This window comes from Pontibacterium granulatum, from assembly GCF_029961155.1.
Lineage (GTDB): Bacteria > Pseudomonadota > Gammaproteobacteria > Pseudomonadales > Balneatricaceae > Pontibacterium > Pontibacterium granulatum.
The window spans coordinates 20,278-44,734 of the sequence record NZ_JASBRH010000025.1 but is presented as its reverse complement, the minus strand read 5'-3'; the positions used below and the strand labels follow the sequence as shown (position 1 = coordinate 44,734).

Below are 24,457 nucleotides of genomic sequence, written 5' to 3'. Positions count from 1 at the left end.
TACAGTTCTACTATGTTTATCGATTCCCACTGTCACCTAGACCGGCTGGACCTCTCTCCCTATAACGGTAATTTCGACGCTATGCTGGATGCAGCAAAGGCGCGTCAGGTTCAGCAGATGCTTTGTGTCTCCATCGAGATGGAGCAGTTTCGCTCCATGTATGATCGGATCAAACCCTATGGGCACATCTTTGCTTCCGTTGGGGTGCATCCACTGAATACTGACGGTCAGGTTGTCAGTGTTGAGGCGTTGGTCGAGGCGGCGCAGTTGCCGCGTGTAGTCGCCATCGGCGAAACCGGACTGGATTACTACTACCAACAGGACACGGTAGAGGTGCAGCAGGAAAGCTTCCGTAACCACCTGTTGGCATCGTCCCAAACCGGTTTGCCAACCATTATCCATACCCGTGACGCACGGGAAGATACGCTGCAGATTATCCGTGAAAACGGTAATGCGGATGTGGGTGGCGTGTTGCACTGCTTTACCGAAAGTCTGGAGATGGCAAAGGCTGCATTGGACCTGAACTACATGATCTCATTCTCGGGTATCGTTACATTCCGCAATGCTGCGGAGTTGCGTGACGTGGTTAAAGCAATTCCAATGGATCGGATTCTGATTGAGACTGATGCACCCTACCTGGCGCCAGTACCGCATCGTGGTAAGAAGAACGAGCCTAAATACGTGGTAGAGGTGGCACAGTGTGTTGCCGATCTGAAAGGGCTGCGTATAGAAGAGGTGGCGGAGCAAACCACTGCGAACTTCCAGCGCTTGTTTAGCCGCGTACGGACCGTGTAAGTAGGGAGGGAGCTTATGTTTTACTATCCGCCCGTCGAGTACATAGAACCGTTGTTCCGGCCGCCCAGTGAGGCAAGCTCCCTCATACTGCAAGTGACCAATGGCTGTAGCTGGAATAAGTGTACGTTCTGTGAAATGTACACGGCGCCCCAGAAGAAATTTAAACCCAAGGCTGAAGATCAGGTGCTGGAGGAGATCCGGCGCTGCGGTGAGCAACTTGCGGGTGTACGGCGCATCTTCCTGGCGGATGGTGATGCCATGGCGCTGTCGTTTCGTCGCCTGAAAACGATCCTGGAAGCGATCCGCGAGCATATGCCGTTGGTGACCCGGGTCTCCGCCTACTGCCTACCACGAAATCTCAAGAACAAAACCGTTGAAGAGCTCCAGGAGCTGCGTGAATTGGGTTTAGGGTTGCTCTACATCGGTGCCGAGAGCGGCGATGATGAGGTTCTGGAGATGATCCAGAAGGGCGAGACATACCGCTCAACCTGTGACGCGCTTCTTAAAGCTAAGGCCGCGGGCATGAAAACCTCGGTGATGATCATTAACGGTATGGGTGGCGTAAAATATAGCGAGAAGCATGCACTGGCGTCTGCGCGGCTGGTGAATGAAACACAGCCGGATTACTTCGCTACGCTGGTGCTGTTCTTTCGAAACGGTATGGACAAGGTGCTGGACGGCTTTGGTGGTGGCTTCGAGCTGTTGGACCAGCACGGACTGTTCAGAGAGATGGAGGTCATGCTTTCCCATACTGAGCTGGAAAAGACGGTTTTCCGCAGTGATCACGCTTCAAACTATCTTGTCCTGAGAGGCGTCCTCGGGCGTGATAAGGACAAGATGCTTTCCCAGATCCGTACAGCGCTGGAACATCCTTCCCTTATTTCCCTTCGTAACGATACATACAGAGGCCTGTAATTACCGTAGTTACAGGCTTTGCGAAAAACGGCCAAAATCGGCCAAATTGCGTCTCGTGGTAACAATTCCTTAGTAATTTCTGCTTACTTTGCTGTATAAAAGAATATACTTTCGTCGAAGGTATAAATAATTATAATGATATAACTAAGGGTTATGTAAATGAGACGTCCTGTACGAATCGCTGTCACCGGTGCTGCTGGTGCAATCAGCTACAGTTTGCTGTTTAAAATCGCAGCGGGGGAGATGATGGGTAAAGATCAGCCGGTGATCCTTCAGCTGATCGAGTTGCCGCATGCGATGGAATCCCTGCGTGGCGTGGCGATGGAGCTGATGGATTGTGCTTATCCTTTGCTGCACACCATTACTTTGCACGACAATGTTGAAGATGGCTTTAAAAACGCCCACTACGCACTGCTGGTAGGCGCTAAGCCACGTGGTCCGGGTATGGAACGTCGCGATCTGCTCGAAGAGAACGCGCAGATATTTGCGCGTCAGGGCAAGGCGCTGAATGATTACGCGAACCGTGATGTGAAAGTGCTGATCACCGGTAACCCGGCGAACACCAATGCGCTGATTGCCAGCCGTAATGCACCGGATCTGAGTCCATCGCAGTTTACCTGCCTGACTCGCTTGGATCACAACCGTGCGAAGGGTATTCTGGCAAACCACTGTGGTGCGACCACTCGTGATATCGGCGGTATCATGATCTGGGGCAACCACTCTCCGACTCAGTATCCCGATCTGCACCACGCCACAATTCTGGGTAAGCCGGCGATGTCGCAGATCGATACCGCCTGGTACCGTGAAGAGTTTATCCCTAAGGTGGCTCAGCGTGGTGGTGAGATTATCGAAGCGCGTGGCCTGTCCAGTGCAGCGTCAGCCGCGCAGGCGATTGTCGATCAGATGCGTGATTGGGTGCTGGGTACCGAGCCGGGCGAAATCATCAGTATGGGTATCCTGAGTGACGGCAGCTATGGCATCACTAAGGGGATCTTCTACTCCTTCCCGGTGATCTGTAACTACGGTCGATACCAGATCGTTCACGACATCGAGGTGAATGAGTTCAGCCGTCAGCGCCTGACCGCAACCGAGCAGGAGTTGCTGGACGAGAAGGCTGCGGTAGAAGCGATGTTGCCGAAGGAGACAGAGGAATCCCATCAGAACTTGTCTATCTGTCTGCGCTCCGGCGTAACGCTGTATGCAGACAATACAGGTCCGGATGCCGACTCCAAGTTCATGACCACAAACCGCGTGCTCTGATTGCTGTGGAGAACCACGGTTGATAAAGTGCCCCTCAAATAAGGGGCATTTTTTATGGTAAAAACACTCAGTGTTAAGACAGGCCGGCAGGGCTTGTTCGAGTTTACATCTCAGCTGCAAAAGCTGGTCGCACAATCCGGTATCAACGATGGGTTGTGTTCGCTGCTGATCCAGCACACCTCCGCCAGCCTGACAATTCAGGAAAATGCAGATCCGAGTGCGAAGGTGGATCTGGAGAATTGGATGAATCGCTTGGTGCCGGAGAATGATCCGCTCTATACCCATACCCTGGAAGGGGTAGATGATATGCCGGCGCACATCAAGGCGGCGTTAACCTCAACAACCTTGTCGATACCGGTGTTAAACGGATGCTTAGCGCTGGGTACCTGGCAGGGGGTGTATTGCTGGGAGCATCGTCACCATGCGGGATATCGTCAGATCGTGGTGCACATTGGTGAGTAGTAGGGAAGGGAGCCGGCAGCAATTGCTGCAAGCTCCAAATATGCGATAAACAAACTGATCAGGACGATGTAGGGATTTCGCTCGGACCGTCTTCGGAATCGTCTGGTGTGATGCTGGTCAGCATCTTCATGATGTCCAACAGAATGATCAGAATGCCATTGTGGTAGCAAACGCCCTGAACGAAGCGACGTGTCGATTCGTCGCTGGTTACGCTTGGGGCGCGATCCACATCGTTCTGTGGCAGGTTGATTACTTCGTCCACACTATCCACAACGATACCGATTACTTCCTGTTCGTTGTATTCAATAACGATGATGCGGGTGTCGTCGTCGGTTGGTACAGTCTGCAGACCAAACAGGCGGCGGGTATCGATAACCGTTACTACGTTACCACGTAGATTGATGATGCCGAGTACGTAAGGCTCAGCGCCTGGTACCGGGGTCATTTCACTGTAACGCAGTACTTCTTTGACCTTGATAACATCGATGCCGTAGAGCTCGTTGTTTACCTTGAACGTTGCCCACTGGTGGTAGACAACGTCGTCCTGATTGTTGTTGCTTTGCTTCGCCTGATCCTGTGCGACGCTGCTGAGATATTGTTGTAGATCTTCTGCGGCTTGTTCCAGACCCATGATTACTGTCCACCTATTATCGGTTTAATCTGAGCTAACCCACTCAGCGTGTCTGCTGTGGGAATATACTCCAAGCTGATTACACCCGAGTATCCCATAGCGTCTATAGCTTTGAAAAGATTCGGAAAGTTTATCTCTCCTGTGCCGGGTTCGTGTCGGCCCGGTACGTCGGCAACCTGTATGTGCCCCACCTCTGAAAGATTGTTTTTCAAGGTGGTTGTCAGGTTTCCTTCCATAATCTGCATATGGTACACGTCGTACTGTAATTGCAGATTATCTATATTGTAATGTTCTTTTATTTCAAATAGTTGAGAGCTTTTGTTGAGAAAGAATCCAGGAATATCCTGGGTGTTTATCGCTTCCGCCATCAGTTCTATACCGTGCGCTGCCAGAGTTTCTCCGGCCTGCTCCAGGTTGCGCGCAAAGGTTCGTTCTGCGTCCTCATGGGGCACGCCTTCCGGCTTGATGCCCGAGAGGCAGTTAATCTTTTTAACGCCCAGAGCTTCGGCATATTCCAGTGCCTGCAGCAGTCCACGATCAAACTCATCGATACGATCCGGGTGGCAGGCAATACCACGTTCGCCGCTTGCCCAATCGCCTGCTGGCAAGTTAATCAGTACCAGTTGCAGATTGTTGTGCTGAAGAGCCAGCTTGATCTCGTTAATGCTGAGCTCGTAGGGGAACTGGATCTCCACCAGCTTAAAGCCCGCTTGTGCTGCCGCATCAAAACGATCGATGAGCGGTAGTTCGGTAAACAGCATGCTCAGATTAACGGCAAAGCGTGGCATCAGTTCTTCTCCAATAGTTCCGGACGCTGGGTGTCGCTGTCACCCAGCCGGGCAGGGTGGTTAAGTGATTCCAGCTGCAGCAACAAACCGCTGTGGTCACAGTTCTCCATACCCTTCGAGACCATATTCAGATACTCGTCATATACCCGCTGTGTTAGCGGCAGTGTTAGATCCTGCGCGTGCGCCGTATCCAGAATAGTTCGTAAATCTTTCAGCTGCACTCGGGATGTCGCGCCAGGCATAAAGTTGCGGTCGAGCATGCGTTGCCCATGCAGCTCCAGAATACGGCTGTTGGCAAAACCGCCCAATAGAGCTTCACGCACAGCTGCCGGATCCGCGCCACCTTCAGCGGCCAGCAGCAGGGCTTCTGATACCGCACCGATGGTGATGCCAACGATTGCCTGGTTGGCGCATTTCGCCAACTGACCGGAACCCGCTGGCCCGATGTATGTTGCCGACTTGCCGAGTACATTGAACAGGTAATCGGCCTTTTCGAACACTTCTTTATCACCACCCGCCATGATTGACAGTGTGGCTTGCTCTGCGCCCACGGTGCCTCCGGACACCGGGGCATCCAGGTAGTCCAGTTTCAGGGCGCTGAGGCGTTTGGCGTGATCTTTCGCCATCTCTGGCGGAATGGAGCTCATATCGATAACAAGTGTACCAGGGCGGCAAGCTTTAGCGGCGCCTTGGGCAAACAGGACATCTTCTACAACCGGGCCATTTTCCAGCATGGTAATAACGATATCTGCAAGCGTTACGGCTTCGGCCGGTGTGTTTGCGACGTCAGCACCCCAGGCTTCCAGGGCTTCTGCCTTGGCGCGGGTACGGTTCCATGCGGTAACCGGGTAACCAGCGTTAAGAAGGTTGGTGGCCATTGGTAGGCCCATCAGGCCGATGCCCAGAAATGCTACCGTTGGTAAACTCATTCGTGCTCCTTATGCCTGGCTCACAGGCAGTTGGTTGGCTTTGGCAGGCCTGCGATCTTGGCGGCCAGCTTTGCCGGGCTATCGGGAAACAGCTTCATCAGATAGATACTTTTACCCTTATCGGCACCTAACGCCTGTCCTACAGCTTTTACGAAGGGGCGCATCGCCGGGGCGTGCTCAAATGTTTGATAGAAGTCACGAATCACGTTGATCACTGCCCAGTGTTCTTCGCTCAGTTCGACCTGTTCAGTGCGGGCGATCTCTTCGGCAACTGCTTCTGACCAGTCGCTCAGTGATACGAGGTAGCCCTCGTCGTCAACTTCAATCGGGGTTCCGTTTACAACCAGCGCCATAATCAGTACCAGCTCACTACTTTGTCTTGCTCGCAGGCAAGGTCTACAAAACCGCCATCATCCACAACGGTAAAACGGGCGTCTTTCAGAACATTCAGTCCACGGGCATCCAGGTCGGCCTGCAGGGCAAACAGCGAGACGTTTGCTGCAATCGCGTCGAACCGTGATGCGTGTGCGGGCAGGGTGGCCAGCACACCATCTTCGATCAGTAACAGTGCATCACCGTCGGAAAGTGCGTTCAGGCAGCGCTCAAGGCACTGGGTATTGCCGGGAGGCTGGTTCAGGGTGTGTAGAGCCATTACATCTGTTCTCAGAATGTCAAAACCACATCGTGGCTCTGAATCAGTTGTTGAATCGCGTTGTGATCAACCACCGTTGGATTGTGGTCCAGTTGATCAGAGGCCAAACCGTGGGTGTTCAGGCTGCTTTCGCAAACAAACAGCTGGTCGATGTCGTACATCGGCAGTGCAGCCAGATTGGCAGACAGGTTCTTCTGACCAATATCTTTGGCTTGGTGGCCCCCCAGCAGCTGGAAAACGCCATCGTCCGCGAAGAGCAGGCTGATCGGCATTTCGAATACTCCGCAGGTTAGGGCAACATCCAGTGAATCTCGGGCATTGGAGCGGCCGTATGGAGCGCGGCGGTTGATAATCAGTACTTTCTTTTTATCAGACATCACTCAGGCTCCAAAGGTGATAACGCGATCGGACTGGGCAATGGCATCGGCAAGTTGTCCCAGCCCAGACAGTTCAAAACCAGCGGCCAGATTGGAACCGGATTTGCTGTAGCGGCCCGCCTCGGTATCGTCCAGTACACCACGGCGTACGGCCGCAGCAATGCAAACAACCAAATCCAGGTCGTGATCTGCTGCCAATGCTTGCCAGTTGGCCGGAATATTAGGCTCATCCTGAGGTGGGGACGCAAAAGCGCTGCCGGTGTGCACGCCGTCACCATAAAAGAAAACACGGTGCAGGTCATGCCCTGTATCAAGAAGAGTTTTCGCGAAGCGGTAAGCCGTTTCAGCGGATTGGCAGCTGTAGGGTGCAGCCTGAACAATAATCGAAAATTTCATCGGCAAGTTTCTGTAATAGAAAGAAAAAAGCCCCGTAATCTTAGCAGATTACGGGGCTTTCGCAGAGAGGTTAAAACTGGTCGTTTAGTCGTCCAGTGAAATACCTGCCAGTGCAAGCATGTGTACGAACAGGTTGTAGATGTTTAGGTACAGGCTAACAGTCGCCATGATGTAGTTGGTGTAGTGACCGTTCACGATGTTGCTGGTGTCGTACAGGATGAAACCTGCCATCAGCAGTACGATGAACGCGGAGAATGCCATGTGCATGGCGCCAACCTGAACACCGAACATCGGCAGTACGAACAGAGCAACCATAGCGATCAGCGCTACGATCATACCTGCGGACAGGAAGCCGCCCATGAAGCTGAAGTCTTTCTTGGAAGTCATTACGTACGCAGACAGACCCAGGAAGGTCAGAGCGGTCATACCCAGCGCAGTCATAACGATCTCGCCACCGTTTGCCATACCCAGGTAGTGGTTAAGCAGTGGGCCTAGTCCGAAGCCCATCAGGCCGGTGAACAGGAAGACCAGTGGCAGTGCAGCAGCGCTGTTCTGCTTTTTGTTCAGAACAAACAGCATAATGAAGCTAACGATGATGCTGCCCAAGTAAACGATGAATGGAGGGTTCATCGCCATTGAGATGCCAGCAGTTACAGCACTGAATACCAGTGTCATACCCAGCAACATGTAGGTGTTGCGGATCAGTTTGTTTGTAGACAGTACCGAATGTTCCCTGCCGGCACTGTAAGTATCAACGTTACGCATGTTAGTCCTCATGGTTTTCTTGTTGCGTTAAGCTATTTATAGGGATTAAGAAACCTTTTTCAAGATAAGGTTCAGACTTATCGGATGCTCTATAGGATAAATCTCTTTTAGTTTCATTAAGATAGCTGAATCGCAGTATTTTTCGATGTAATAGTTCGAATTTTCTTTAATTATGATCTGGAAAAGTTCGTCTAAACCTTAAGTGATCGATGGCTGTAGGGTTAGGCTTGTTTGATCCGGGGGAAGCACTTAAACTCTCCCGCCTTCGATTTCCTGAGCAGAAGTAGCCTGTTATGTGTGAGTATGACCTCGAAATCCTCTTTGAGGATGACAACCTGATCGCGATTAATAAACCATCGGGTTTGCTTGTGCATCCAAGCTGGATCGCTCCACGTAGCACGCCGAATCTAACCAGTATGCTCAAGGAATATCTGCAGGGTACGGCCTACACTATCCATCGCCTGGACCGCCCGACCTCGGGTGTGATCGTGTTCGGTAAGAACAAGGAAACCGCGCAGCGTATGAACCATATGTTTGCTGAGCGTGAGGTACAGAAAACCTATCTCTGTATGGCTCGTGGTTATACGCCTGAAGGGGACATCATCGATTACCCGCTGAAGGAAAAGCTGGATAAGCTGGCGGACAAGATGGCTAACCCGGATAAGCCACCACAGGACGCTGTGTCGGAGTACCGTCGTTTGGGAACAGTTGAGTTGCCAATTCCGGTGGGTAAATATCCTGTGGCGCGCTACTCCCTGGTTGAGGTTAAGCCGAAGACCGGTCGTAAGCACCAGATTCGTCGTCACATGAAGCATATATCCCATCCGTTGGTCGGTGACACTAAACACGGTGATGGCCGTCACAATAAGGCGTTCCGCGAGCACTTTGATCTGGATCGTCTGCTGTTGATGGCAACCGAACTGAGTTTCCGCCACCCGGAATCCGGCGAACTTCTTACTCTACAGGCGCCGGTTGATAGTCAGGTCGATGAACTGTTCAGCCAGTTTGGTTGGTCCGGCCTTTATCCCGTATGACTCTTTTCGGGCTGTAACAAGCGCTAGGGTCGTGCAATATGCCCCTCTGAGCCAGAGTGATCCCTAAGAACAGGACGACGTCTCTGCGTCTTATTGCGGTTCTGCTCACATGCCAGCTTACCTGTTGTTGTGTTGCTATCAGCCTTTATCCAAAAAAGTGTGATGTACTGGCGCTTGATTCCCGGGGCAATCGCGAATTGTGTTGTCTGACGGAATCGGGCGCTTTTGTATCGGCGGGTATTTTCGGTGCTTCCATTACGCTATGGCGCTTGAGTATTTCAGAAGCAAAGGTTCAGAAAATGTTCCTGAATTTCAGCGGTTCCTTGTCGACGGTTTTCGAGCCCGCTGCAGCGCGCTTGTGATTATGGAATAACCGCATTGTTGCGTTTCTGAATCTCGTTTCTATACCAAGGCGCAAATACCCTGCTAAAGATAGAGTTTTAGCGGGGTGGCGCTATTGTTTTGGGCTGCGCTCTGCGGTAATTTTTCCAATTCTATTTCAACCCTTTTTTTAACGGTTCAATACAACCTATGAGCGCGCAACAGAGTCTGCAGGACACAATTAAAGAGAAAGATGGTGCAATTCGTATCGGTATTATCGGTGCGATGGATGAAGAGGTTGAGCTGTTAAAAGCCTCGCTGGAAGGGCGCGAGGATCATGAGATTGCAGGTTATCACCTGTTTACCGGCCGTATGCACGGTAAGGATGTTGTTGTACTGAAATCCGGTATCGGTAAAGTAAACGCGGCAATCGGTACCACACTGATGCTGCGTGAGTTTCAGCCGGATGCGGTAATCAATACGGGTTCCGCTGGAGGTTTTGATCCGGCACTGAATGTGGGTGATATTGTGATCTCTACCGATGTGCGCCACCACGATGTGGACGTGACTATCTTTGGTTACGAGCCGGGCCAGGTGCCGGGTTTGCCGGCTGCGTTTGAGCCAGAACCACTGTTGGCGGATGCGGCTGAGCGTTGTATCAGTCGCATGGAAGGTATGAAGACCGTTAAAGGTCAGATCGCGACCGGTGATGCGTTTATGAATGATCCGGAGCGCGTGGCGCGTACGCGCGAGGTATTCCCGCAGATGCAGGCTGTTGAGATGGAAGCGGCAGCGATTGCGCAGACCTGTCACCAGTTTGGTACGCCGTTCATCATCATCCGCGCGCTGTCCGATATCGCCGGTAAAGAATCCAACCTTTCATTCGAGCAATTCCTCGTAACTGCTGCCAAACATTCCGCTGAGATGGTAATGGCAATGGTTGATGAGATCGCAGGACAATAACAACTCTTAAGGAACGTCCGGTCGGGATTGCCCGGCTGGATGCGGCATGAGGCACACCACTGATGAAGTCATCGTTTAATCCCCCAGTTCGCACCTTGATGGGTCCGGGCCCGTCCGATGTAAGCCCCCGTGTACTGTCTGCGCTGGCGCGCCCAACCATCGGCCACCTGGATCCGGAATTCATCCGTATGATGGATGAGATAAAGGAGATGCTGCAGGCGCTGTTCAAAACTCAAAGCCCACTGACTCTGCCTGTATCTGCACCGGGTTCTGCCGGTATGGAGGCTTGCTTTGTAAACCTGGTTGAGCCTGGTGACAAAGTAGTCGTCTGCCAGAACGGTGTGTTTGGTGGCCGTATGAAGGAGAACGTTGAGCGCTTTGGTGGCGAAGCGATCATGGTGATGGATGACTGGGGTAAGCCGGTCGATCTGGACAAGGTCGAGAAGGCGCTGGCGGAAACCGATGACGTAAAAGCTTTGGCGTTTGTACACGCCGAAACTTCTACTGGTGTGCGTTCCGATGCGGAATCCCTGTGTGCGCTGGCGCAGAAATACGGCTGCCTGACCATCGTTGATGCCGTAACCTCGTTGGGTGGCATCGAAGTGGATGTTGATGGCTGGGGAATCGATGCAGTGTACTCAGGTACGCAGAAGTGTCTGTCATGCCCGCCTGGGATTTCACCAGTGGCATTCAGCGAACGTGCGATCGAAGCGGTGAAGAACCGTAAATCCACCGTGCCTAGTTGGTTCCTCGATAAGAATCTGGTGATGGGATACTGGGGTGGCGGCGGTAAACGTGCGTACCATCATACGGCGCCTGTTAATTCTCTGTATGCGTTGCATGAATCTCTAGTAGTGCTGTTTGAAGAAGGGTTGGAAAACACTTGGTCTCGCCACCAGCAGCACCACGAAGCATTACGCGCCGGATTGGAGGCGATGGGTATTAACTTTCTGGTGGAAGAGGAGTACCGCTTGCCACAGCTGAACACCGTGTATGTACCGGAAGGTGTTGATGAAGCGGAAGTGCGCAATCGTTTGTTGCAGGACTACAGCCTGGAGATTGGTGCAGGTCTTGGTTTCCTCGCCGGTAAAGTATGGCGTATCGGCCTGATGGGGAGCTCCTGCTCTCGCCGTAACGTAATGCTTTGCCTTGCCGCACTGGAGAATACGTTGTCTGCGATGGGTGCACCGATTAACCGGGGTGTGGCGGCGCTGGCGGCTGACGCCGTATATAGCGGTTGATGCAAATCACTGGCATAGAAAAAGGGAGCTGATAGCTCCCTTTTTTGTATCCGTAAAAAAGCACTTAGTGCGAAATCGCTGATCGGATCAGCTGCACTTCGCTTTCTTCGTCCCACTCTCGGCTGCCGGAAATAGTTTCGATCAACTTGCCTTCCCGGTCAAATAGGAAACTCATCGGCAAGCCGCGGATGCCGAACTCTTTAAAGGTGCGGCCTGTCTCATCGAGCAGAATAGGGAAGGTGAGTTCGGTATCGAGACCCATCATAAAGCGCTTAACTGTGGCTTGGGATTCGCCAGCATTGATTGCCAGGATTTCGAAATCTTGTTCTGGAAATTTGTCGTGCAGACGCTGTATGGATGGCATCTCTTTGACGCATGGTGGGCACCAGGTCGCCCAGAAATTCAGCAAAATTACTTTGCCCTTGTATTCGGACAGCTGTATATCCTCTGAGTCGACATTGGGAAAGCTGAGGTTGTAGAGACTGCTGTTAGCATACGCTCCGGTAGAAGCCAGTAATGCGATACAGATCAGGCAGAGTGTACGCAATTTAGATTTCATTCAGTGTCTCCATGGTGTTTATCGCGGATATTATATCCAGATGGAAATGCGATTTTCGACCGACTTGTTGTAGAGGGGTGAAACACACGGACATTATCGATTGTGTGTTCCAGTCACGGGAGATGCGTTGGCTGCGATACCGCAAGTGCTGCGCCCTGTGCCTACGAGATAGACCGGCTATTTCGTTTTTTGTTTCAATCAATGAATGAATTGCGCGATCAGATTGCGATCCATCTCTGTCATGCTCGAGTACATCCGAGACTGAAGTTGGTTTCAAACCCATTCGGGGGGAATAGTCCTGAATCCCTGGTCTGGTTGCAGATGAGCAACCCCAAGATCTATGAGGTCTCCGTAATGGGGATCGAACGAGATAATCGTGGATTTCGACGTCCTATGGTTTCCATAAAACAAAAAGGGGATTTCCGTATCATCGATGAGTACGCTATCTTCGATACTTGGTTTTTGTCCGTAACTCTAACCGCTGGGCGGTATACGCAATATCAGTGTGAAGAAAGGACGCAATGTTTTCATAATAAATAAGCTGATTCTAATGTAGTCGGCGTTTTAGCATCGCGTGAGATCACGTGAAATCAGGAATGAGAGTATGAAAGTCGCATTTATCGGATTGGGTGTTATGGGGTATCCCATGGCAGGGCACCTGCAGAACAATGGCCATGAAGTAACTGTATATAACCGCACCGGCGCTAAAGCGCAGAAGTGGGTGGACGAGTACAAGGGCGCGAAAGGTGATACACCTGCCGAGGCAGTTGTCGGTGCTGAAATTGTGTTTTCCTGTGTGGGTAATGATGACGACCTGCGTTCTGTGATTCTGGGGGACGCTGGCGCACTCGCTGGTATGGCGCCTGGTGCGACTCTGGTTGATCATACAACTGCATCTGCGGAAGTGGCGCGTGAGCTGAATGAGATTGCTGTTGAGCGTGGCTTTGGTTTTTTGGATGCGCCGGTGTCCGGTGGTCAGGCCGGTGCTGAAAATGGTGTACTGAGTGTAATGGTCGGCGGCGAACAGGCGACCTTCGATAAGGTGACTCCGGTGATCGATGCATACTCCAAGGCGGTTGAGCTGATGGGGCCAGCAGGTAGCGGTCAGTTGGCGAAGATGGTTAACCAGATCTGTATCGCTGGCTTGGTGCAGGGGCTCTCGGAAGGTATTCACTTTGCAAAAAAAGCAGGCTTGGACGTAGAGAAACTCTGCAGCGTGATCCAGCACGGTGCGGCTGGTTCGTGGCAGATGGTCAATCGTCATGAGACGATGGTCGAAAATGAGTTCGACTTTGGTTTTGCGGTCGATTGGATGCGTAAAGACCTGGATATCGCCCTGACAGAAGCGCGCAAGAACGGTGCTCAGTTGCCTGTAACAGCGCTGGTTGATCAGTTTTATGCTGATGTTCAGAAGAGCGGCGGTGGTCGCTGGGATACTTCGAGCCTGATACACCGTCTTGAGCGTGACAGCTGAAGCTATATATAATGCGCTTCGATTACAGATCTTAAAAATACTATAACGATTATTATTAGAGGACAGTTCTATGGATAAGTACGCGTTGATCTCTTTCGCGCCAAGCATCGCAATCGTAGCTGCAATGATTGTAGGCACCGGTTTTGCAATCAAGTGGCTGAAAGGTGAAATCGCTAAAGACGCTGCTGCAGCTGATCAGGCGAAGTAATTGCTCCGGGTGCCGGTGTCTTGCCGGTGCCCAGCTTTCCTTTCTGTTTTTTAGTCAGAACCTTTCCGATTCACGCTCCTGCTCACCACCCACTCTGCACTACAAATCCTCGGTCTAGCTCTTTCCACTCCCCGTTTTTGTTTGTAAGGCGCACTATTAGCTGCGGACGGTGTTGCTCTTTTAGTTCTTCATCTAGTTGATCGCGGCTTAACAGCTCTGCTTTCGGAATGGCAGGTGGTGTTAGCCAGAACGGTTTGCCAAGAATCTGATAGCGCAATTGTTCATCGAGGATTTGCGCGCGATGCTCGTTACGTACCCACCATCCTCGAAGATGATCGGGATTGATGGCAGTGGGGAGGGTGGCTGCAGGCTTTCCAAGCGGGTAGAACAGATAGCCCTGAATCAATACGGCAGTTTGGGGGGGGGGTATATTCAGCGTTCCTATTTTGGTTCGTCCTGCATCCGTTTCGCTGAGCCTAATCTGTTTGTGCAGAAGCTTGTCCCATTTCAGGTCCAGTCGATCTTTCCGGTTCGGGCCTTCAAAGTGCGACAGATCCGAGCCATTACCCGTGCATAGATAGAATTTAACTGCGCACTCAATATGGATGCTGGAGCCCTGTTGGGTCTGAACGATAAAGTCGAATTCTCCGATTGTTCTGTTTGCATCCTTTACTTGTATATTTCTTTTAATATCAGATATGTAGGGTGATTTTTCTAGAAATAAGCTGAAGATATCTTCATAGTAATAGCCAAGTCGCCTTTGGATGATGACAGGCAAATTTTCTGCCTCTGGAGCGAACCCGTTTCGGGCGAAAATCTCTCTCAGGAAGCGAACACCGTCCATTTCCTGAGGTAACGTCATCAGAGATGGCGTGCTCAATATCCAATGCATATCCGCAAGAATGTTACGTGTGACGAAAGAATCAGTTAACAAGACAACCTCTTGGGCTTAAAGTAGTGGCAGGTGATTCATTAGTATTTTACAGGACCTCAGGAATGAGCAAATCTGATCACGATTCTCTCCCCTTAAGTGAGCGTGAACGTAACCCGTTGCTGTCGGAAACCGACATTAACTATATTCTGGTTAACGGCGCGCAGATCGCATTGTCCAAGTTGAAGCGATCTAAGACCGTAGAGGATAGCTTATTCTTCTATGCTGAGATCGGTGCCTATCTGGAGGTGTCTCTGTCCCGCGGTGCCGGTATCAGCGACAGTACTCGTGAAGAGTTGCAGCAGCTGCATCGTGAAGCAACCCATGCACATATGAATCACAATAAGGCTACCCACGCCGTCCGCTGATCATTTAAGTAGAAACTGCCTGCGTGGCTAGTGTTACGCGGGTGGCTCGCATTCCTTGTTAGAGATCTGTTGTAGTTTTGAATACCGAATCGTTATCTGCTCCATTTGATTCGAAAGCGTTTCTGAGTCGACTCACTGGCAGGCCCGGCGTTTACCAGATGTATGATAGTACCGGGGAGATTCTGTACGTCGGCAAGGCTAAAAACCTTAAAAAGCGCGTCAGCAGTTACTTTCGCTCGTCTGGGTTGTCGGTTAAGACGCAGGCGTTGGTTGGAAAAATTGCTGATATTCAGGTGACCGTCACTAACAGCGAGACTGAAGCGCTGTTGCTGGAACAAAACCTGATCAAGCAACAGCGCCCGCCTTACAATATTTTGTTGCGCGACGATAAGTCGTATCCCTACATCTTTATCTCCGATAAAGACGCGTACCCTGCGATCCGGTTTCACCGTGGCTCAAGACGACGTAGTGGGCGCTACTTCGGCCCGTTTCCAAGCGGCGGTGCGGTGCGCGAAAGTCTTAACCTTCTGCAGAAGATCTTTCGCATTCGGCAATGTGACGACAGTTTTTTTAAAAATCGTGCACGTCCCTGTTTGCAGTACCAGATTAAGCGTTGCAGCGGTCCTTGTGTCGGTCTGATTTCGCCTGAGCAATACGAGCAGGATATTCGGCACGCGATGATGTTCCTGGAAGGGAAGAATAAGGCGGTCATGGAGGAGCTGGCCGAAGAGATGGAAAAGGCTTCGGTTGGTCTTGAGTTTGAAAAAGCCGCTGAGTTTCGTGACCAGATCATCAGCCTGCAGAAAGTGCAGGAACAGCAGTATGTTTACGGTGCTGCGGGCGACGTCGATATTATGGGATGTGCGCTGAAACCTGGTGGCGTATGCGTACATATGCTGTTTGTGCGTGGTGGCCGGATTATTGGCAGTAAAATCTTCCATCCGAAGGTTTCGGTGGAGGAAAATGAGGCAGATGTGCTTTCAGCCTTTGTTGCGCAGTGGTACCTCTCGTCGCAACGTGAAATCCCCAACGGGGTTATCACAACCTACCCGGTGGAAGATAAAGAGTGTATTGAAGAGGCGCTAAGCGAAAAGCGGGGTAAGCGTGTAACCATAACCCACAACGTGCGAGGTGAGCGCGCAGGTTGGCAACGGTTGGCGCAGACTAACGCGGAACAGCATCTCGCTTCCCATTTGGCAAATAAAAAGAATGTCTATAACCGTTTTCTGGAGCTGCAGGAAGCATTGGCGCTTGATTCGGTACCACAGCGACTGGAGTGTTTCGATATCAGCCACAGCTCCGGCGAAGCGACCGTGGCTTCGTGCGTGGTTTTTGATCGCAATGGGCCGCTTAAGCAGGATTACCGCACCTTCAATATTGAAGATATTACCGCTGGAGATGATTACGCCGCCATGCATCAGGCGCTTACCCGTCGTTATACGCGACTGAAAAAGGGCGAGGGAAAATTGCCTGATATCCTCTTGATCGACGGTGGTAAAGGGCAGGTGAGCCAGGCGATGGATGTGTTGGAAGAGCTTCAGATTACCGAAGTGCAGGTTGTGGGTGTTGCCAAAGGTCCAACCCGAAAGGCTGGCTTCGAGGTGCTGATCAATGGTCAGACGGGTGAAGAGATTACTTTAGCGGGTGATTCCAGTGCGCTGCATCTGGTGCAGCACATTCGCGATGAGGCACATCGATTTGCGATTACCGGTCACCGGGCACGACGAGGTAAAGCACGAAAGCAGTCTGTATTGGAAGGCATTCCAGGCGTTGGTCCAAAGCGGCGCCGAGAAATTTTGAAACATTTTGGTGGCTTACAGGAGGTAGAGAGAGCGAGTGTTGAAGAAATCGCAAAAGTCTCTACCATTAGCCGGAAACTCGCCGAAGAGATCTATTTGGCGTTGCATCCAGAAGTTTGACACACGAGGATAACGTGCTGTTTTCGATGAAGATTCCTAATCTCCTCACACTTTTACGTATCGTTCTTATTCCGGTATTTGTTCTTGTGTTTTATTTGCCCTATAGCTGGGCGCCTTACTGGGCGGGTTTTATATTTGCGCTGGCGGCGGTGACTGATTGGTTTGATGGTTATCTGGCGCGGAAGCTGGATCAGCAATCACCATTTGGTGCGTTTCTTGATCCGGTTGCTGATAAGTTGATGGTTGCGGCGGCGCTGGTCATGATTGTTGAAGCCTATGCGAGCCCGATTATCACGATTCCGGCGATGATTATCATTGGCCGTGAGATTGTTATATCTGCTCTGCGAGAGTGGATGGCTGAATTGGGTAAGCGCGGCAATGTTGCGGTGTCTAATATCGGCAAGGTGAAAACAACCTTGCAGATGGCTGCAATTTTCTTTTTGGTTTTAGCCCAGCCAGGGAGTGCGTTGGCTTGGGCGGCGATCGCAACACTCTATATGGCTGCGGCTTTAACCTTGTGGTCAATGATTGAATACCTTAAGGCTGCCTGGTCTGATCTAACAGACGATCTGTAAGTGTTTAAAAAATAAGCGAAAATATTTTTTGTTACAGTGTTGACATAGAATCTCGGGTCTCTATAATACGCACCACTTACCGAGCAGGGCGGAATTAGCTCAGTTGGTAGAGCGGAACCTTGCCAAGGTTCAGGTCGTCGGTTCGAGCCCGATATTCCGCTCCAATCCTCTTGGTAAGCGCCTTTAGGCAAAGAAATGGCTGGATGGCAGAGTGGTTATGCAGCGGACTGCAACTCCGTGTACGCCGGTTCGATTCCGACTCCAGCCTCCATTCTTTTGCCCGGATGGTGAAATTGGTAGACACAGGAGACTTAAAATCTCATAAGTCTATGGCGGTTTTTGCAGCAGGAGATTCACTCAAGCGCAGCAATGACAGGGCCTTCAGGCAGGCGAGATTTTAAACAGTGTGGCACCGTAGCAAAAGATTTGCTACAAATATGCTACTGATTTTATTACATTGCGTTAATAGAATCCTGGGCTGTAAACTGCATGATGCACATGCGGCCATGGTGAAATTGGTAGACACAACAGACTTAAAATCTGTCGATCGAAAGATCGTGCCGGTTCGATTCCGGCTGGCCGCACCATCATCTCCTGTAAAACGAAGCGGAATTAGCTCAGTTGGTAGAGCGGAACCTTGCCAAGGTTCAGGTCGTCGGTTCGAGCCCGATATTCCGCTCCAATCCCTCCCTGGGATGCTCAGGCGCGATGGCAGAGTGGTTATGCAGCGGACTGCAACTCCGTGTACGCCGGTTCGATTCCGACTCGCGCCTCCATACGTACCATCCTTTATGCGGAATTAGCTCAGTTGGTAGAGCGGAACCTTGCCAAGGTTCAGGTCGTCGGTTCGAGCCCGATATTCCGCTCCAATTCCCCTCTAAAATACATCTCGATAATACGTATTTTGTATCAGCCGGTATCACTCCGGGTCTGGTAATCCTTCTAGGATCTGCACATTATCGCCCGCATCAATTGCCTCGATACCTTTCATCAAGAGGTGGTTATACGCGACCTGCTTGTTGCCTGACACATTCGACTCGATCCAATCCAGCACCCTTTGATCAACATGCACCGCTACCTGCTTCGTTGTTTCATTACGATTCACTAAGCGCCCGGTGACTACCAGCTTTGCCATTTGTATATACCTGTAAATACCTATAGTGCCATGTAGCTACATGATACCACGCCCCGTCCCTGGCGATGCACATCATTTGTGGTCAACAGCCGGGATGGTGTTGTCGGATCGCTGTAAACGGTCAGAGATCGCCTTGCCGTCGGCGGCGGTGTAGGTCTCGGTCTGACGCATGGCGATGTCACGACGGGATGGCTGGCGGACCTGGTCGCGTTTGTTTACTGCTTCAGCAGACAGTACCTTTCGTGGGTTTACCTTTGCACCCTCAGCTAGCCCGTATTTGGCTGCGCGGTCATCTACAACCTGCGCCAATGTTTCAGCGTCCGCGATCGGTGTCCCGGTGGATGCGCCGGATTTGATGTTGCCGTATTCGGACATGGAGCTGGTGCATTTATGGCCTATGACCGCCGCAACCATCTTCGCGCCATCTTTCCGGTTGAGGTATTTCTTTTTCAGGTTGGAGCCCATGGTGTACCGCAACGAGTACAGACAGAACCGGCGCTGGCTGTGGGGATATAGGCGGGCGGCAGCGCGTCGGATCCGTTCCTGAGCGGCTTTGATTTCGTTAGGTGTTAGGTCTTGAGCAGTTTTGATCGCCTCGATTAATTCCTTGTTGATAGGCACGTGCAGGATTCGATCGATGCCGCGTTGCTCTGCTTTGTTCTGCTGGCCGCGTTTAGTCTTCTTTGCACCTTCGATATAGATGCTCATCGTCATGTTGGGGATGTCAAAATCCAGCATTTCGACCCCTAGGGCTTCCGCAGGGCGCAAGCCCAGTTCACGGGCTAGTCGCATGAGGGTCATGCTTACGGTGTCCTGGCGATCCTCGCAATCGAAATACATTGCATCAAAGATTTCATCAGTGACGGTGTTCAGCCGCTTGCGTTTTTTGGGCTTGTGGGCCTGATCTTTTAACCCGGCTGGGTTTTCTGTACCGGCGATCTGTTTTGCTTCAGAGCCCAAGCCAGCAGCAGTGTAGTAAATGACCATTGCTCGGCGCAGCTTGCGCCATGAGTCGGATGTTTTGGTGTTGGATGTGCTCTCCAGGTATTTCACCACCTTATCGACACCGTCTTTCAGTAGCGCCTTATGCTCCTTCTTCGTTTCAGTATTCAAGTCCTGGTGCAGGGCGCGGGTGATGTTGGCGGCGGCTTCCTGTACGTACTTTTCATACGTAGGCTCGTACATTCCGGCCACCTTCAATTTCACTTCGCCTGTCGCAGACCGTTCTGGGAGCTTGGAGCACTGGTCGGAAAATTCATTGTAATCAAAGAGATGGGGGTTCATGGAGAGTACCCTTTTTATTTTTTATTGTTGTACTTACATCATATCAAACGTATATACATGTATCTACGAATATATACATGTATTGACATGTAGCTATATTTTGGTTAGAATATGGCAGCATTAATCACAATCGGGAGAGTGAGAGATGCGACAACGGTATACAGATTCAATTGCCGAAAATATGGCGCAGGAGCCGGGTGGGGCGATTGCCTACCTAGGGTTTGTTGCACTAGCGGTTTGGTACTTTGTCTCTGGCTGGGCGGCTGATTCAGGCGTAGCGGATGGAGGTTTTTTTCACTTTATTTTGATCGCCGTTGCATGCCTCGCGGCTGTCTTTTGGTCTGGTGCCTCTCTGCACGAGATCGATCAGGTGGGGCATTCTGGGCGTCTATTGACCGCCATAATCTGGTGGTATGGGCTAATTATCTACGGCAGCAACACGCGCCTGGAAGGCTGGGGTGAGGTGGCGTTTTGGTTTGCCTTTGTTCTTTTTGAGATCCCCGTAAATATCGTTGAAAGTATTGCGTGCTCCAGTTGTAGTGCCGGTAAGTATATAAAGCTGTTTTACCAGTACGGCTCAGTGGTTGTTATGTTTTTCATGCTTGCAGCCACGCTGACATCGGGATTCGCTGCATTTTTCGAATACAGTGATTTTGCAGAGGTGCTGGACGGTGCGTACAGATTCATTCGCGGAATTATTCTGATTGGATGGTGGAGCTAATGGATCACACGGCAATGATAAGGAAGTACAACGACAGCTTCCGTCGCCGAGTGTCGGATCCGATCGAATGCCAGCACCTGATTGATGCAGATCTTTTGCACATCCACTTCACCGCAGGTGTCGAAGCACTGACAGGCGGTGGACTAGGGTATTTGGAAATCCTTGGTGCCGTACAAAATGCGGAAATTGAAGAAGGGAATGACCCGTATGGTGAGCATAATTTCGGCAGCTTTGAGCACAACGGCGTCAGGTGTTTCTGGAAGATCGACTACTACGATAAGTTGAAGGCTCGGGGTAGTGAAGATCCTGCGGACCTGGATCAAACACTGAGGGTTCTGACTATCATGCTGGCGGCGGAGTACTGATTTGCTGAAACAACACACGCACATGCCGGTAAATGTTGATGGCCGGGACTGGTTCTGTGGTGATTTGCACGGCCACTATTCATTACTCATGCAGGCTCTTGATCGAGTTGGGTTTAATTTCGAACGAGACAGGTTGTTTTGCACGGGGGATCTGATTGATCGTGGGCCGGAGTCTGCTGAGTGTGTTCACCTGCTGCTGGAGCCTTGGTTCAATTCGGTGTGTGGGAATCACGAGTGCCTGTTTATCGTTGGCCGGGTGGATCCGAAAGTTCAGGCTATGCATATCCGAAATGGTGGTGCATGGGCTTACGAGATCACGGAGCAGGAGCGGGAGGAGCTGTTTGACATTATCCGGTCTGAGATGTGTATGACAGTGTACTCCCAGCGCGGATCTATTGGTGTGATACATGGTCAACCACCGGGTGACTGGCACAAGGTGTCGTACAACTTCGTGCCAAAGGAAGACTGGAAAGAGTACCTGTGGTCTGTTAACGGCTACAACCGGGCGTTGTCGAAACGGTGTACGAAGGTTGAGAGGGTCAGCGCGGTGGTGATGGGGCATGTCGGGTGTGATTATCTGACCGTGGGTGCCAACCAGGTCTGGATCGATACAGTGGTGCGCTCTGGCCGTCTTACTGTGATTGAAAGCGAGCGTGTATTGACGGAGGTGGGGAATGGATAAGGCGCTGGTTCTTCGTATCCGAGAGCAGAATCAGGATGCGCTGAAATACCTGGAAACAGTCGATTATTTCGACATGGAGGTGTTTGGTCGATTTACATATCACTTTTCATGCGGAGTGTATCGCATTGCAAACCGCCTTAATGACAAGCGTCGGAGAATATACCTGGAGGACATGCTACGGGCGATTGCAGGGTCCGGGGGTAAACCTTTGCATGATGCGGATATATGTGACGCTGGGCTCATAAAGGACTTCAGGGGATGTGCATTTGGCTGGGTGATTCGCCCGATGAACAAAGATCTGGAGGAGCCTAGTGAGCACCCGTTTGATCCCGATTTGACCACGGTGACTGTGCACATCATGGATGAAAAGGAATGGATGGAGTGGGGCATAGATAACCACTGGCTAAGCAATAAAAATGCAAAAGCGCGGCGAGGTCATTACCCATTTTGATCTCAAGTTCCGATCCGTTTTTCACATGGGCTGGTTTTTGACTTTGCGGACTAACGTCCTGGTGTGTGTCTTCATGTTAATTGCTACATGGCTACGCCATTTCCGCAATAGAACATGAAAACCCACGAGGCGGCTGCACAGTATCAACGGTTCCCGACCCATTGCGTGTGTCTCCACCGTCGATCCTGCTTGATTGCCACGAAAATACTCATTGACCCTGTTCAACACTCCGTGTTTCCATCGTCAACGACTATTTTCTACCAAAATCCCAGAAAACCGGGGCCCCATCCCCATTTTTCCGGCATTTTTGCAATTACCCGCCTCCATACTCCCACGTACATATTTTTGATTTTGTCTATGTATAACTATCTGTTTTTCAATCAAAAATAACACGGGAGTATGGGGAGCAATCCGCTATATATCGTGATGGTTATCGTTTGTGCGCCGCACTCATTGAGTGCGAAGTTCAGAATAAGCCGCAGACCATGTTTGCGAGCGAATGGCACGCAAAGTGTCATCACTGACATCGCTGTTGCCTTTGATGACACTGTTTGTGCATTCTGTGCAATTTTGGTGGCTTATTTGAATAAAGTCTGTTGAATACGACACCTCGGGTTATCTGCATCCATTGCTTAACCCGTTGTGTGTAGAGGAGATGCTATGTGGGGCGCTATTGTTGGTGATTTTGTCGGGAGCATTTATGAACACGCGAATCTCAAAGGTCATACGCTGCCATTGATCGGTCCTACATCTCATTACACTGATGATACGGTTCTAACAGTGGCAACAGCGCAAGCGCTGTTAAAGGACCAGAACTTCATCGAAGCGTATCAGGATTGGGGGCATCGTTATCGGAACTGCGGGTTCAGCAGTAATTTTGAAAATTGGTTGAGTATGGACGGCCTTTATGAGTGTCAGTCTCCAGGTAACGGAGCGGCGATGAGAGTCGCTCCGATTGGTTGGTTATGTAATTCCGAAGGTGAAGTAAAAACCATGGCGAATCGATCCGCAGAACCGACACATCACCATCCAGACGCCATTCGGGCGGCGCAAGCAGCAGCGCTGGCAATTTTTTATGCCCGGCAGGGCATGCCCAGGGAAATGATCCGAGAGCGGCTGTCTAAACAATTCCGATACAACCTCAATGAAGATCTAGATCGGTTGCATCGCGAGTACGAGTTCACGTCAGTGGCAAAATGGTCTGTTCCTCACGCAATTCAGATTGCATTGGATAGCAGGTCCTTTTCTGACTGTATGCGACTAGGTCTGTATATAGGCGGTGATACTGACACAATTTGTGCAATAGCGGGTTCTATCGCCGAGGTATTGTATCCGAATCAAATTCCGGCGGAACTAAAAAGCCATGCCCGGCATTATATAGAAAAGTGGGCACCCGAAATGATTCCGGTTATTTCCAAATTTGAACTCAGGAAACCTATATTAATAAACACTAACTAGTTGATTTATGGTATAATTGTCAGATGGGAGTTGATGTTGTTATTAGGGCTTTTGAACGGATCAAATACCGAGGTGCTGATACATAAAACTTGGAAAGCCAGAGGTGGTACCACAGAAGTTGTGTTTACATTAATGCTGAGAGATTCACTAAATCCGGATCAGGTCAGCGTTAACTACATTACAGAAGATGTACGCTTTCCTGGGGTGCTTCACCGTTTAAACTTCAAGTATGGTGATGGTATCTGGGCAAGAATAACAAGTCAGGATCTGCTCCAACTCGCAACAACAATAAAAATAAAAAAGGCGATTTTCTGATGGATATTTTCAAACTGATCGAGGATCTGATAAACGCGTATGGTTGTCTTAAATCTGCCCGCTTAGGTGGCGCTGGTGAGAGCGTTCGAGACTTGGGAAACCACATCGCCCGGCTTAATGGTTCATTGCTGGAAAATGTTAGTTGCCTTGATGATGTGAAAACTAATCATACTGCACTAGAGCTGATTGATCTGGAATTCAAAACCATTCAGCCGGATATTGAGAAAACCTTGGTGGCTGAAGCCAAACGCCTCTATGGGGCTGCAAATGCCAGTGCCCAAGAATTTAGGGTAAGTACTCTAGGCGCGCTGGATGATGTGGTGCTTCAGGAAAAGACACTGCGCGACCTCTTGAAGATGGGTATACCTCCATGGGCCGTTCGCTCCATTACAAACACAGTAACTGGTGCTCATTACACCCTGGACGAAACTGAACATATCAGGCAGTTACTCAGTTCCAATAATCGTTTATAAACAAGCCCCC

31 protein-coding genes and 6 tRNA genes are annotated in these 24,457 nt (G+C 50.8%); 25 read left to right on the top strand and 12 right to left on the bottom strand.

From position 1 onward, the window contains the following. Positions 1-12: 12 nt before the first annotated feature. The 4 genes from QKW35_RS17785 (at position 13) to QKW35_RS17770 (ending at position 3,432) form a co-directional block, all read left to right on the top strand. The gene (locus tag QKW35_RS17785) at positions 13-795 is read left to right on the top strand and encodes a TatD family hydrolase (protein WP_282355313.1); all 783 of its coding nucleotides are present in this window, start codon (positions 13-15) and stop codon (positions 793-795) included. A 15-nt stretch (positions 796-810) separates the two neighbouring features. Next, the gene (locus QKW35_RS17780; RefSeq protein WP_282355311.1) at positions 811-1,710 is read left to right on the top strand and encodes a radical SAM protein; all 900 of its coding nucleotides are present in this window, start codon (positions 811-813) and stop codon (positions 1,708-1,710) included. A gap of 159 nt (positions 1,711-1,869) precedes the next feature. After that, positions 1,870-2,970, top strand: coding sequence for a malate dehydrogenase (locus tag QKW35_RS17775; protein ID WP_282355309.1), 1,101 nt, complete (start codon positions 1,870-1,872; stop codon positions 2,968-2,970). A gap of 54 nt (positions 2,971-3,024) precedes the next feature. Further along, positions 3,025-3,432 carry a secondary thiamine-phosphate synthase enzyme YjbQ gene (locus tag QKW35_RS17770; protein WP_282355308.1) on the top strand — a complete coding sequence of 136 codons (408 nt, stop codon included), beginning with the start codon at positions 3,025-3,027 and terminating at the stop codon, positions 3,430-3,432. A gap of 58 nt (positions 3,433-3,490) precedes the next feature. Here the strand turns inward: QKW35_RS17770 and QKW35_RS17765 are convergent, their stop codons facing one another. The 8 genes from QKW35_RS17765 to QKW35_RS17730 form a co-directional block, all read right to left on the bottom strand. Beyond that, positions 3,491-4,063 (bottom strand): chemotaxis protein CheW, encoded by a 573-nt coding sequence (locus QKW35_RS17765; protein WP_282355305.1) that lies wholly within the window; start codon positions 4,061-4,063, stop codon positions 3,491-3,493. 2 nt (positions 4,064-4,065) lie between these two features. Further along, positions 4,066-4,824 (bottom strand): hydroxypyruvate isomerase family protein, encoded by a 759-nt coding sequence (locus QKW35_RS17760; RefSeq protein ID WP_345774506.1) that lies wholly within the window; start codon positions 4,822-4,824, stop codon positions 4,066-4,068. Between the two features lie 26 nt (positions 4,825-4,850). Further along, complete coding sequence (locus QKW35_RS17755) at positions 4,851-5,780, bottom strand: NAD(P)-dependent oxidoreductase (RefSeq protein WP_282355303.1); 930 nt, start codon at positions 5,778-5,780, stop codon at positions 4,851-4,853. Between the two features lie 20 nt (positions 5,781-5,800). After that, positions 5,801-6,133, bottom strand: coding sequence for a TusE/DsrC/DsvC family sulfur relay protein (locus QKW35_RS17750; RefSeq protein ID WP_282355302.1), 333 nt, complete (start codon positions 6,131-6,133; stop codon positions 5,801-5,803). 2 nt (positions 6,134-6,135) lie between these two features. Beyond that, entirely contained in the window at positions 6,136-6,432 is a 297-nt protein-coding gene (gene tusB, locus QKW35_RS17745; RefSeq protein WP_282355301.1) for a sulfurtransferase complex subunit TusB, read from the bottom strand. An 11-nt stretch (positions 6,433-6,443) separates the two neighbouring features. Beyond that, entirely contained in the window at positions 6,444-6,809 is a 366-nt protein-coding gene (tusC, locus tag QKW35_RS17740) for a sulfurtransferase complex subunit TusC (RefSeq protein WP_282355299.1), read from the bottom strand. A 3-nt stretch (positions 6,810-6,812) separates the two neighbouring features. Then, the gene (gene tusD, locus QKW35_RS17735) at positions 6,813-7,205 is read right to left on the bottom strand and encodes a sulfurtransferase complex subunit TusD (protein ID WP_282355297.1); all 393 of its coding nucleotides are present in this window, start codon (positions 7,203-7,205) and stop codon (positions 6,813-6,815) included. Positions 7,206-7,289: 84 nt separating this feature from the next. Then, the gene (locus tag QKW35_RS17730) at positions 7,290-7,970 is read right to left on the bottom strand and encodes a Bax inhibitor-1/YccA family protein (protein ID WP_282355296.1); all 681 of its coding nucleotides are present in this window, start codon (positions 7,968-7,970) and stop codon (positions 7,290-7,292) included. Positions 7,971-8,263: 293 nt separating this feature from the next. Between QKW35_RS17730 and QKW35_RS17725 the strand changes: the two genes are divergently transcribed. From QKW35_RS17725 to QKW35_RS17715, 3 genes are all read left to right on the top strand, one after another. After that, positions 8,264-9,004: a pseudouridine synthase gene (locus tag QKW35_RS17725; RefSeq protein WP_282355294.1), complete on the top strand. Its 741-nt coding sequence runs from the start codon at positions 8,264-8,266 to the stop codon at positions 9,002-9,004. A 531-nt stretch (positions 9,005-9,535) separates the two neighbouring features. Continuing rightward, a complete protein-coding gene (mtnN, locus tag QKW35_RS17720) occupies positions 9,536-10,288 on the top strand; it encodes a 5'-methylthioadenosine/S-adenosylhomocysteine nucleosidase (RefSeq protein ID WP_282355292.1) in 753 nt (250 codons plus the stop codon). A gap of 62 nt (positions 10,289-10,350) precedes the next feature. Then, the gene (locus QKW35_RS17715; protein ID WP_282355291.1) at positions 10,351-11,529 is read left to right on the top strand and encodes a pyridoxal-phosphate-dependent aminotransferase family protein; all 1,179 of its coding nucleotides are present in this window, start codon (positions 10,351-10,353) and stop codon (positions 11,527-11,529) included. Between the two features lie 64 nt (positions 11,530-11,593). On the opposite strand, the gene QKW35_RS17710 is transcribed toward QKW35_RS17715, so the two are convergent. Next, positions 11,594-12,088: a TlpA disulfide reductase family protein gene (locus QKW35_RS17710; RefSeq protein ID WP_282355290.1), complete on the bottom strand. Its 495-nt coding sequence runs from the start codon at positions 12,086-12,088 to the stop codon at positions 11,594-11,596. Positions 12,089-12,692: 604 nt separating this feature from the next. Here QKW35_RS17710 and QKW35_RS17705 point away from each other — a divergent pair. Together QKW35_RS17705 and QKW35_RS17700 are read left to right on the top strand one after the other, a co-directional pair. Continuing rightward, positions 12,693-13,562: an NAD(P)-dependent oxidoreductase gene (locus QKW35_RS17705; RefSeq protein WP_282355288.1), complete on the top strand. Its 870-nt coding sequence runs from the start codon at positions 12,693-12,695 to the stop codon at positions 13,560-13,562. Between the two features lie 70 nt (positions 13,563-13,632). Continuing rightward, positions 13,633-13,770: a hypothetical protein gene (locus tag QKW35_RS17700; protein WP_282355287.1), complete on the top strand. Its 138-nt coding sequence runs from the start codon at positions 13,633-13,635 to the stop codon at positions 13,768-13,770. A gap of 82 nt (positions 13,771-13,852) precedes the next feature. Here QKW35_RS17700 and QKW35_RS17695 read toward each other — a convergent pair whose 3' ends face one another. Continuing rightward, positions 13,853-14,704 (bottom strand): DUF1853 family protein, encoded by an 852-nt coding sequence (locus QKW35_RS17695; protein ID WP_282355285.1) that lies wholly within the window; start codon positions 14,702-14,704, stop codon positions 13,853-13,855. A 62-nt stretch (positions 14,705-14,766) separates the two neighbouring features. On the opposite strand from QKW35_RS17695, the gene QKW35_RS17690 reads away from it, so the two are divergent. From QKW35_RS17690 to QKW35_RS17650, 9 genes are all read left to right on the top strand, one after another. Further along, a complete protein-coding gene (locus QKW35_RS17690) occupies positions 14,767-15,069 on the top strand; it encodes an excinuclease ABC subunit C (RefSeq protein ID WP_282355284.1) in 303 nt (100 codons plus the stop codon). A 77-nt stretch (positions 15,070-15,146) separates the two neighbouring features. Beyond that, positions 15,147-16,988 carry an excinuclease ABC subunit UvrC gene (uvrC, locus tag QKW35_RS17685; RefSeq protein WP_282355282.1) on the top strand — a complete coding sequence of 614 codons (1,842 nt, stop codon included), beginning with the start codon at positions 15,147-15,149 and terminating at the stop codon, positions 16,986-16,988. 26 nt (positions 16,989-17,014) lie between these two features. Then, on the top strand, positions 17,015-17,563 hold the full coding sequence (gene pgsA, locus QKW35_RS17680; RefSeq protein ID WP_282355280.1) for a CDP-diacylglycerol--glycerol-3-phosphate 3-phosphatidyltransferase: 549 nt from the start codon (positions 17,015-17,017) through the stop codon (positions 17,561-17,563). A gap of 88 nt (positions 17,564-17,651) precedes the next feature. Continuing rightward, positions 17,652-17,727: transfer RNA gene (locus QKW35_RS17675), tRNA-Gly, on the top strand. Between the two features lie 33 nt (positions 17,728-17,760). Continuing rightward, positions 17,761-17,834 (top strand) — tRNA-Cys (locus QKW35_RS17670). Positions 17,835-18,063: 229 nt separating this feature from the next. After that, positions 18,064-18,150 (top strand) — tRNA-Leu (locus tag QKW35_RS17665). Positions 18,151-18,169: 19 nt separating this feature from the next. Next, a tRNA-Gly gene (locus tag QKW35_RS17660) sits at positions 18,170-18,245 on the top strand. 20 nt (positions 18,246-18,265) lie between these two features. Beyond that, a tRNA-Cys gene (locus tag QKW35_RS17655) sits at positions 18,266-18,339 on the top strand. Between the two features lie 17 nt (positions 18,340-18,356). Next, positions 18,357-18,432: transfer RNA gene (locus QKW35_RS17650), tRNA-Gly, on the top strand. 50 nt (positions 18,433-18,482) lie between these two features. On the opposite strand, the gene QKW35_RS17645 is transcribed toward QKW35_RS17650, so the two are convergent. Together QKW35_RS17645 and QKW35_RS17640 are read right to left on the bottom strand one after the other, a co-directional pair. Beyond that, positions 18,483-18,698 (bottom strand): hypothetical protein, encoded by a 216-nt coding sequence (locus QKW35_RS17645; protein ID WP_282355279.1) that lies wholly within the window; start codon positions 18,696-18,698, stop codon positions 18,483-18,485. 72 nt (positions 18,699-18,770) lie between these two features. Then, on the bottom strand, positions 18,771-19,883 hold the full coding sequence (locus tag QKW35_RS17640; protein ID WP_282355277.1) for a site-specific integrase: 1,113 nt from the start codon (positions 19,881-19,883) through the stop codon (positions 18,771-18,773). A 244-nt stretch (positions 19,884-20,127) separates the two neighbouring features. Between QKW35_RS17640 and QKW35_RS17635 the strand changes: the two genes are divergently transcribed. From QKW35_RS17635 to QKW35_RS17605, 7 genes are all read left to right on the top strand, one after another. Further along, entirely contained in the window at positions 20,128-20,703 is a 576-nt protein-coding gene (locus QKW35_RS17635; RefSeq protein WP_282355276.1) for a hypothetical protein, read from the top strand. Between the two features lie 14 nt (positions 20,704-20,717). After that, entirely contained in the window at positions 20,718-21,068 is a 351-nt protein-coding gene (locus tag QKW35_RS17630) for a DUF3768 domain-containing protein (protein ID WP_282355275.1), read from the top strand. Position 21,069: 1 nt separating this feature from the next. Continuing rightward, positions 21,070-21,750 carry a metallophosphoesterase gene (locus tag QKW35_RS17625; protein ID WP_282355272.1) on the top strand — a complete coding sequence of 227 codons (681 nt, stop codon included), beginning with the start codon at positions 21,070-21,072 and terminating at the stop codon, positions 21,748-21,750. Next, positions 21,743-22,201, top strand: coding sequence for a hypothetical protein (locus tag QKW35_RS17620; RefSeq protein ID WP_282355271.1), 459 nt, complete (start codon positions 21,743-21,745; stop codon positions 22,199-22,201). The genes QKW35_RS17625 and QKW35_RS17620 overlap by 8 nt, the downstream gene beginning before the upstream one ends. 660 nt (positions 22,202-22,861) lie before the next feature. Beyond that, on the top strand, positions 22,862-23,659 hold the full coding sequence (locus QKW35_RS17615) for an ADP-ribosylglycohydrolase family protein (RefSeq protein WP_282355270.1): 798 nt from the start codon (positions 22,862-22,864) through the stop codon (positions 23,657-23,659). Positions 23,660-23,695: 36 nt separating this feature from the next. After that, complete coding sequence (locus QKW35_RS17610; protein ID WP_282355269.1) at positions 23,696-23,974, top strand: hypothetical protein; 279 nt, start codon at positions 23,696-23,698, stop codon at positions 23,972-23,974. After that, a complete protein-coding gene (locus tag QKW35_RS17605) occupies positions 23,974-24,447 on the top strand; it encodes a hypothetical protein (protein WP_282355267.1) in 474 nt (157 codons plus the stop codon). The genes QKW35_RS17610 and QKW35_RS17605 overlap by 1 nt, the downstream gene beginning before the upstream one ends. Positions 24,448-24,457 lie beyond the last annotated feature (10 nt).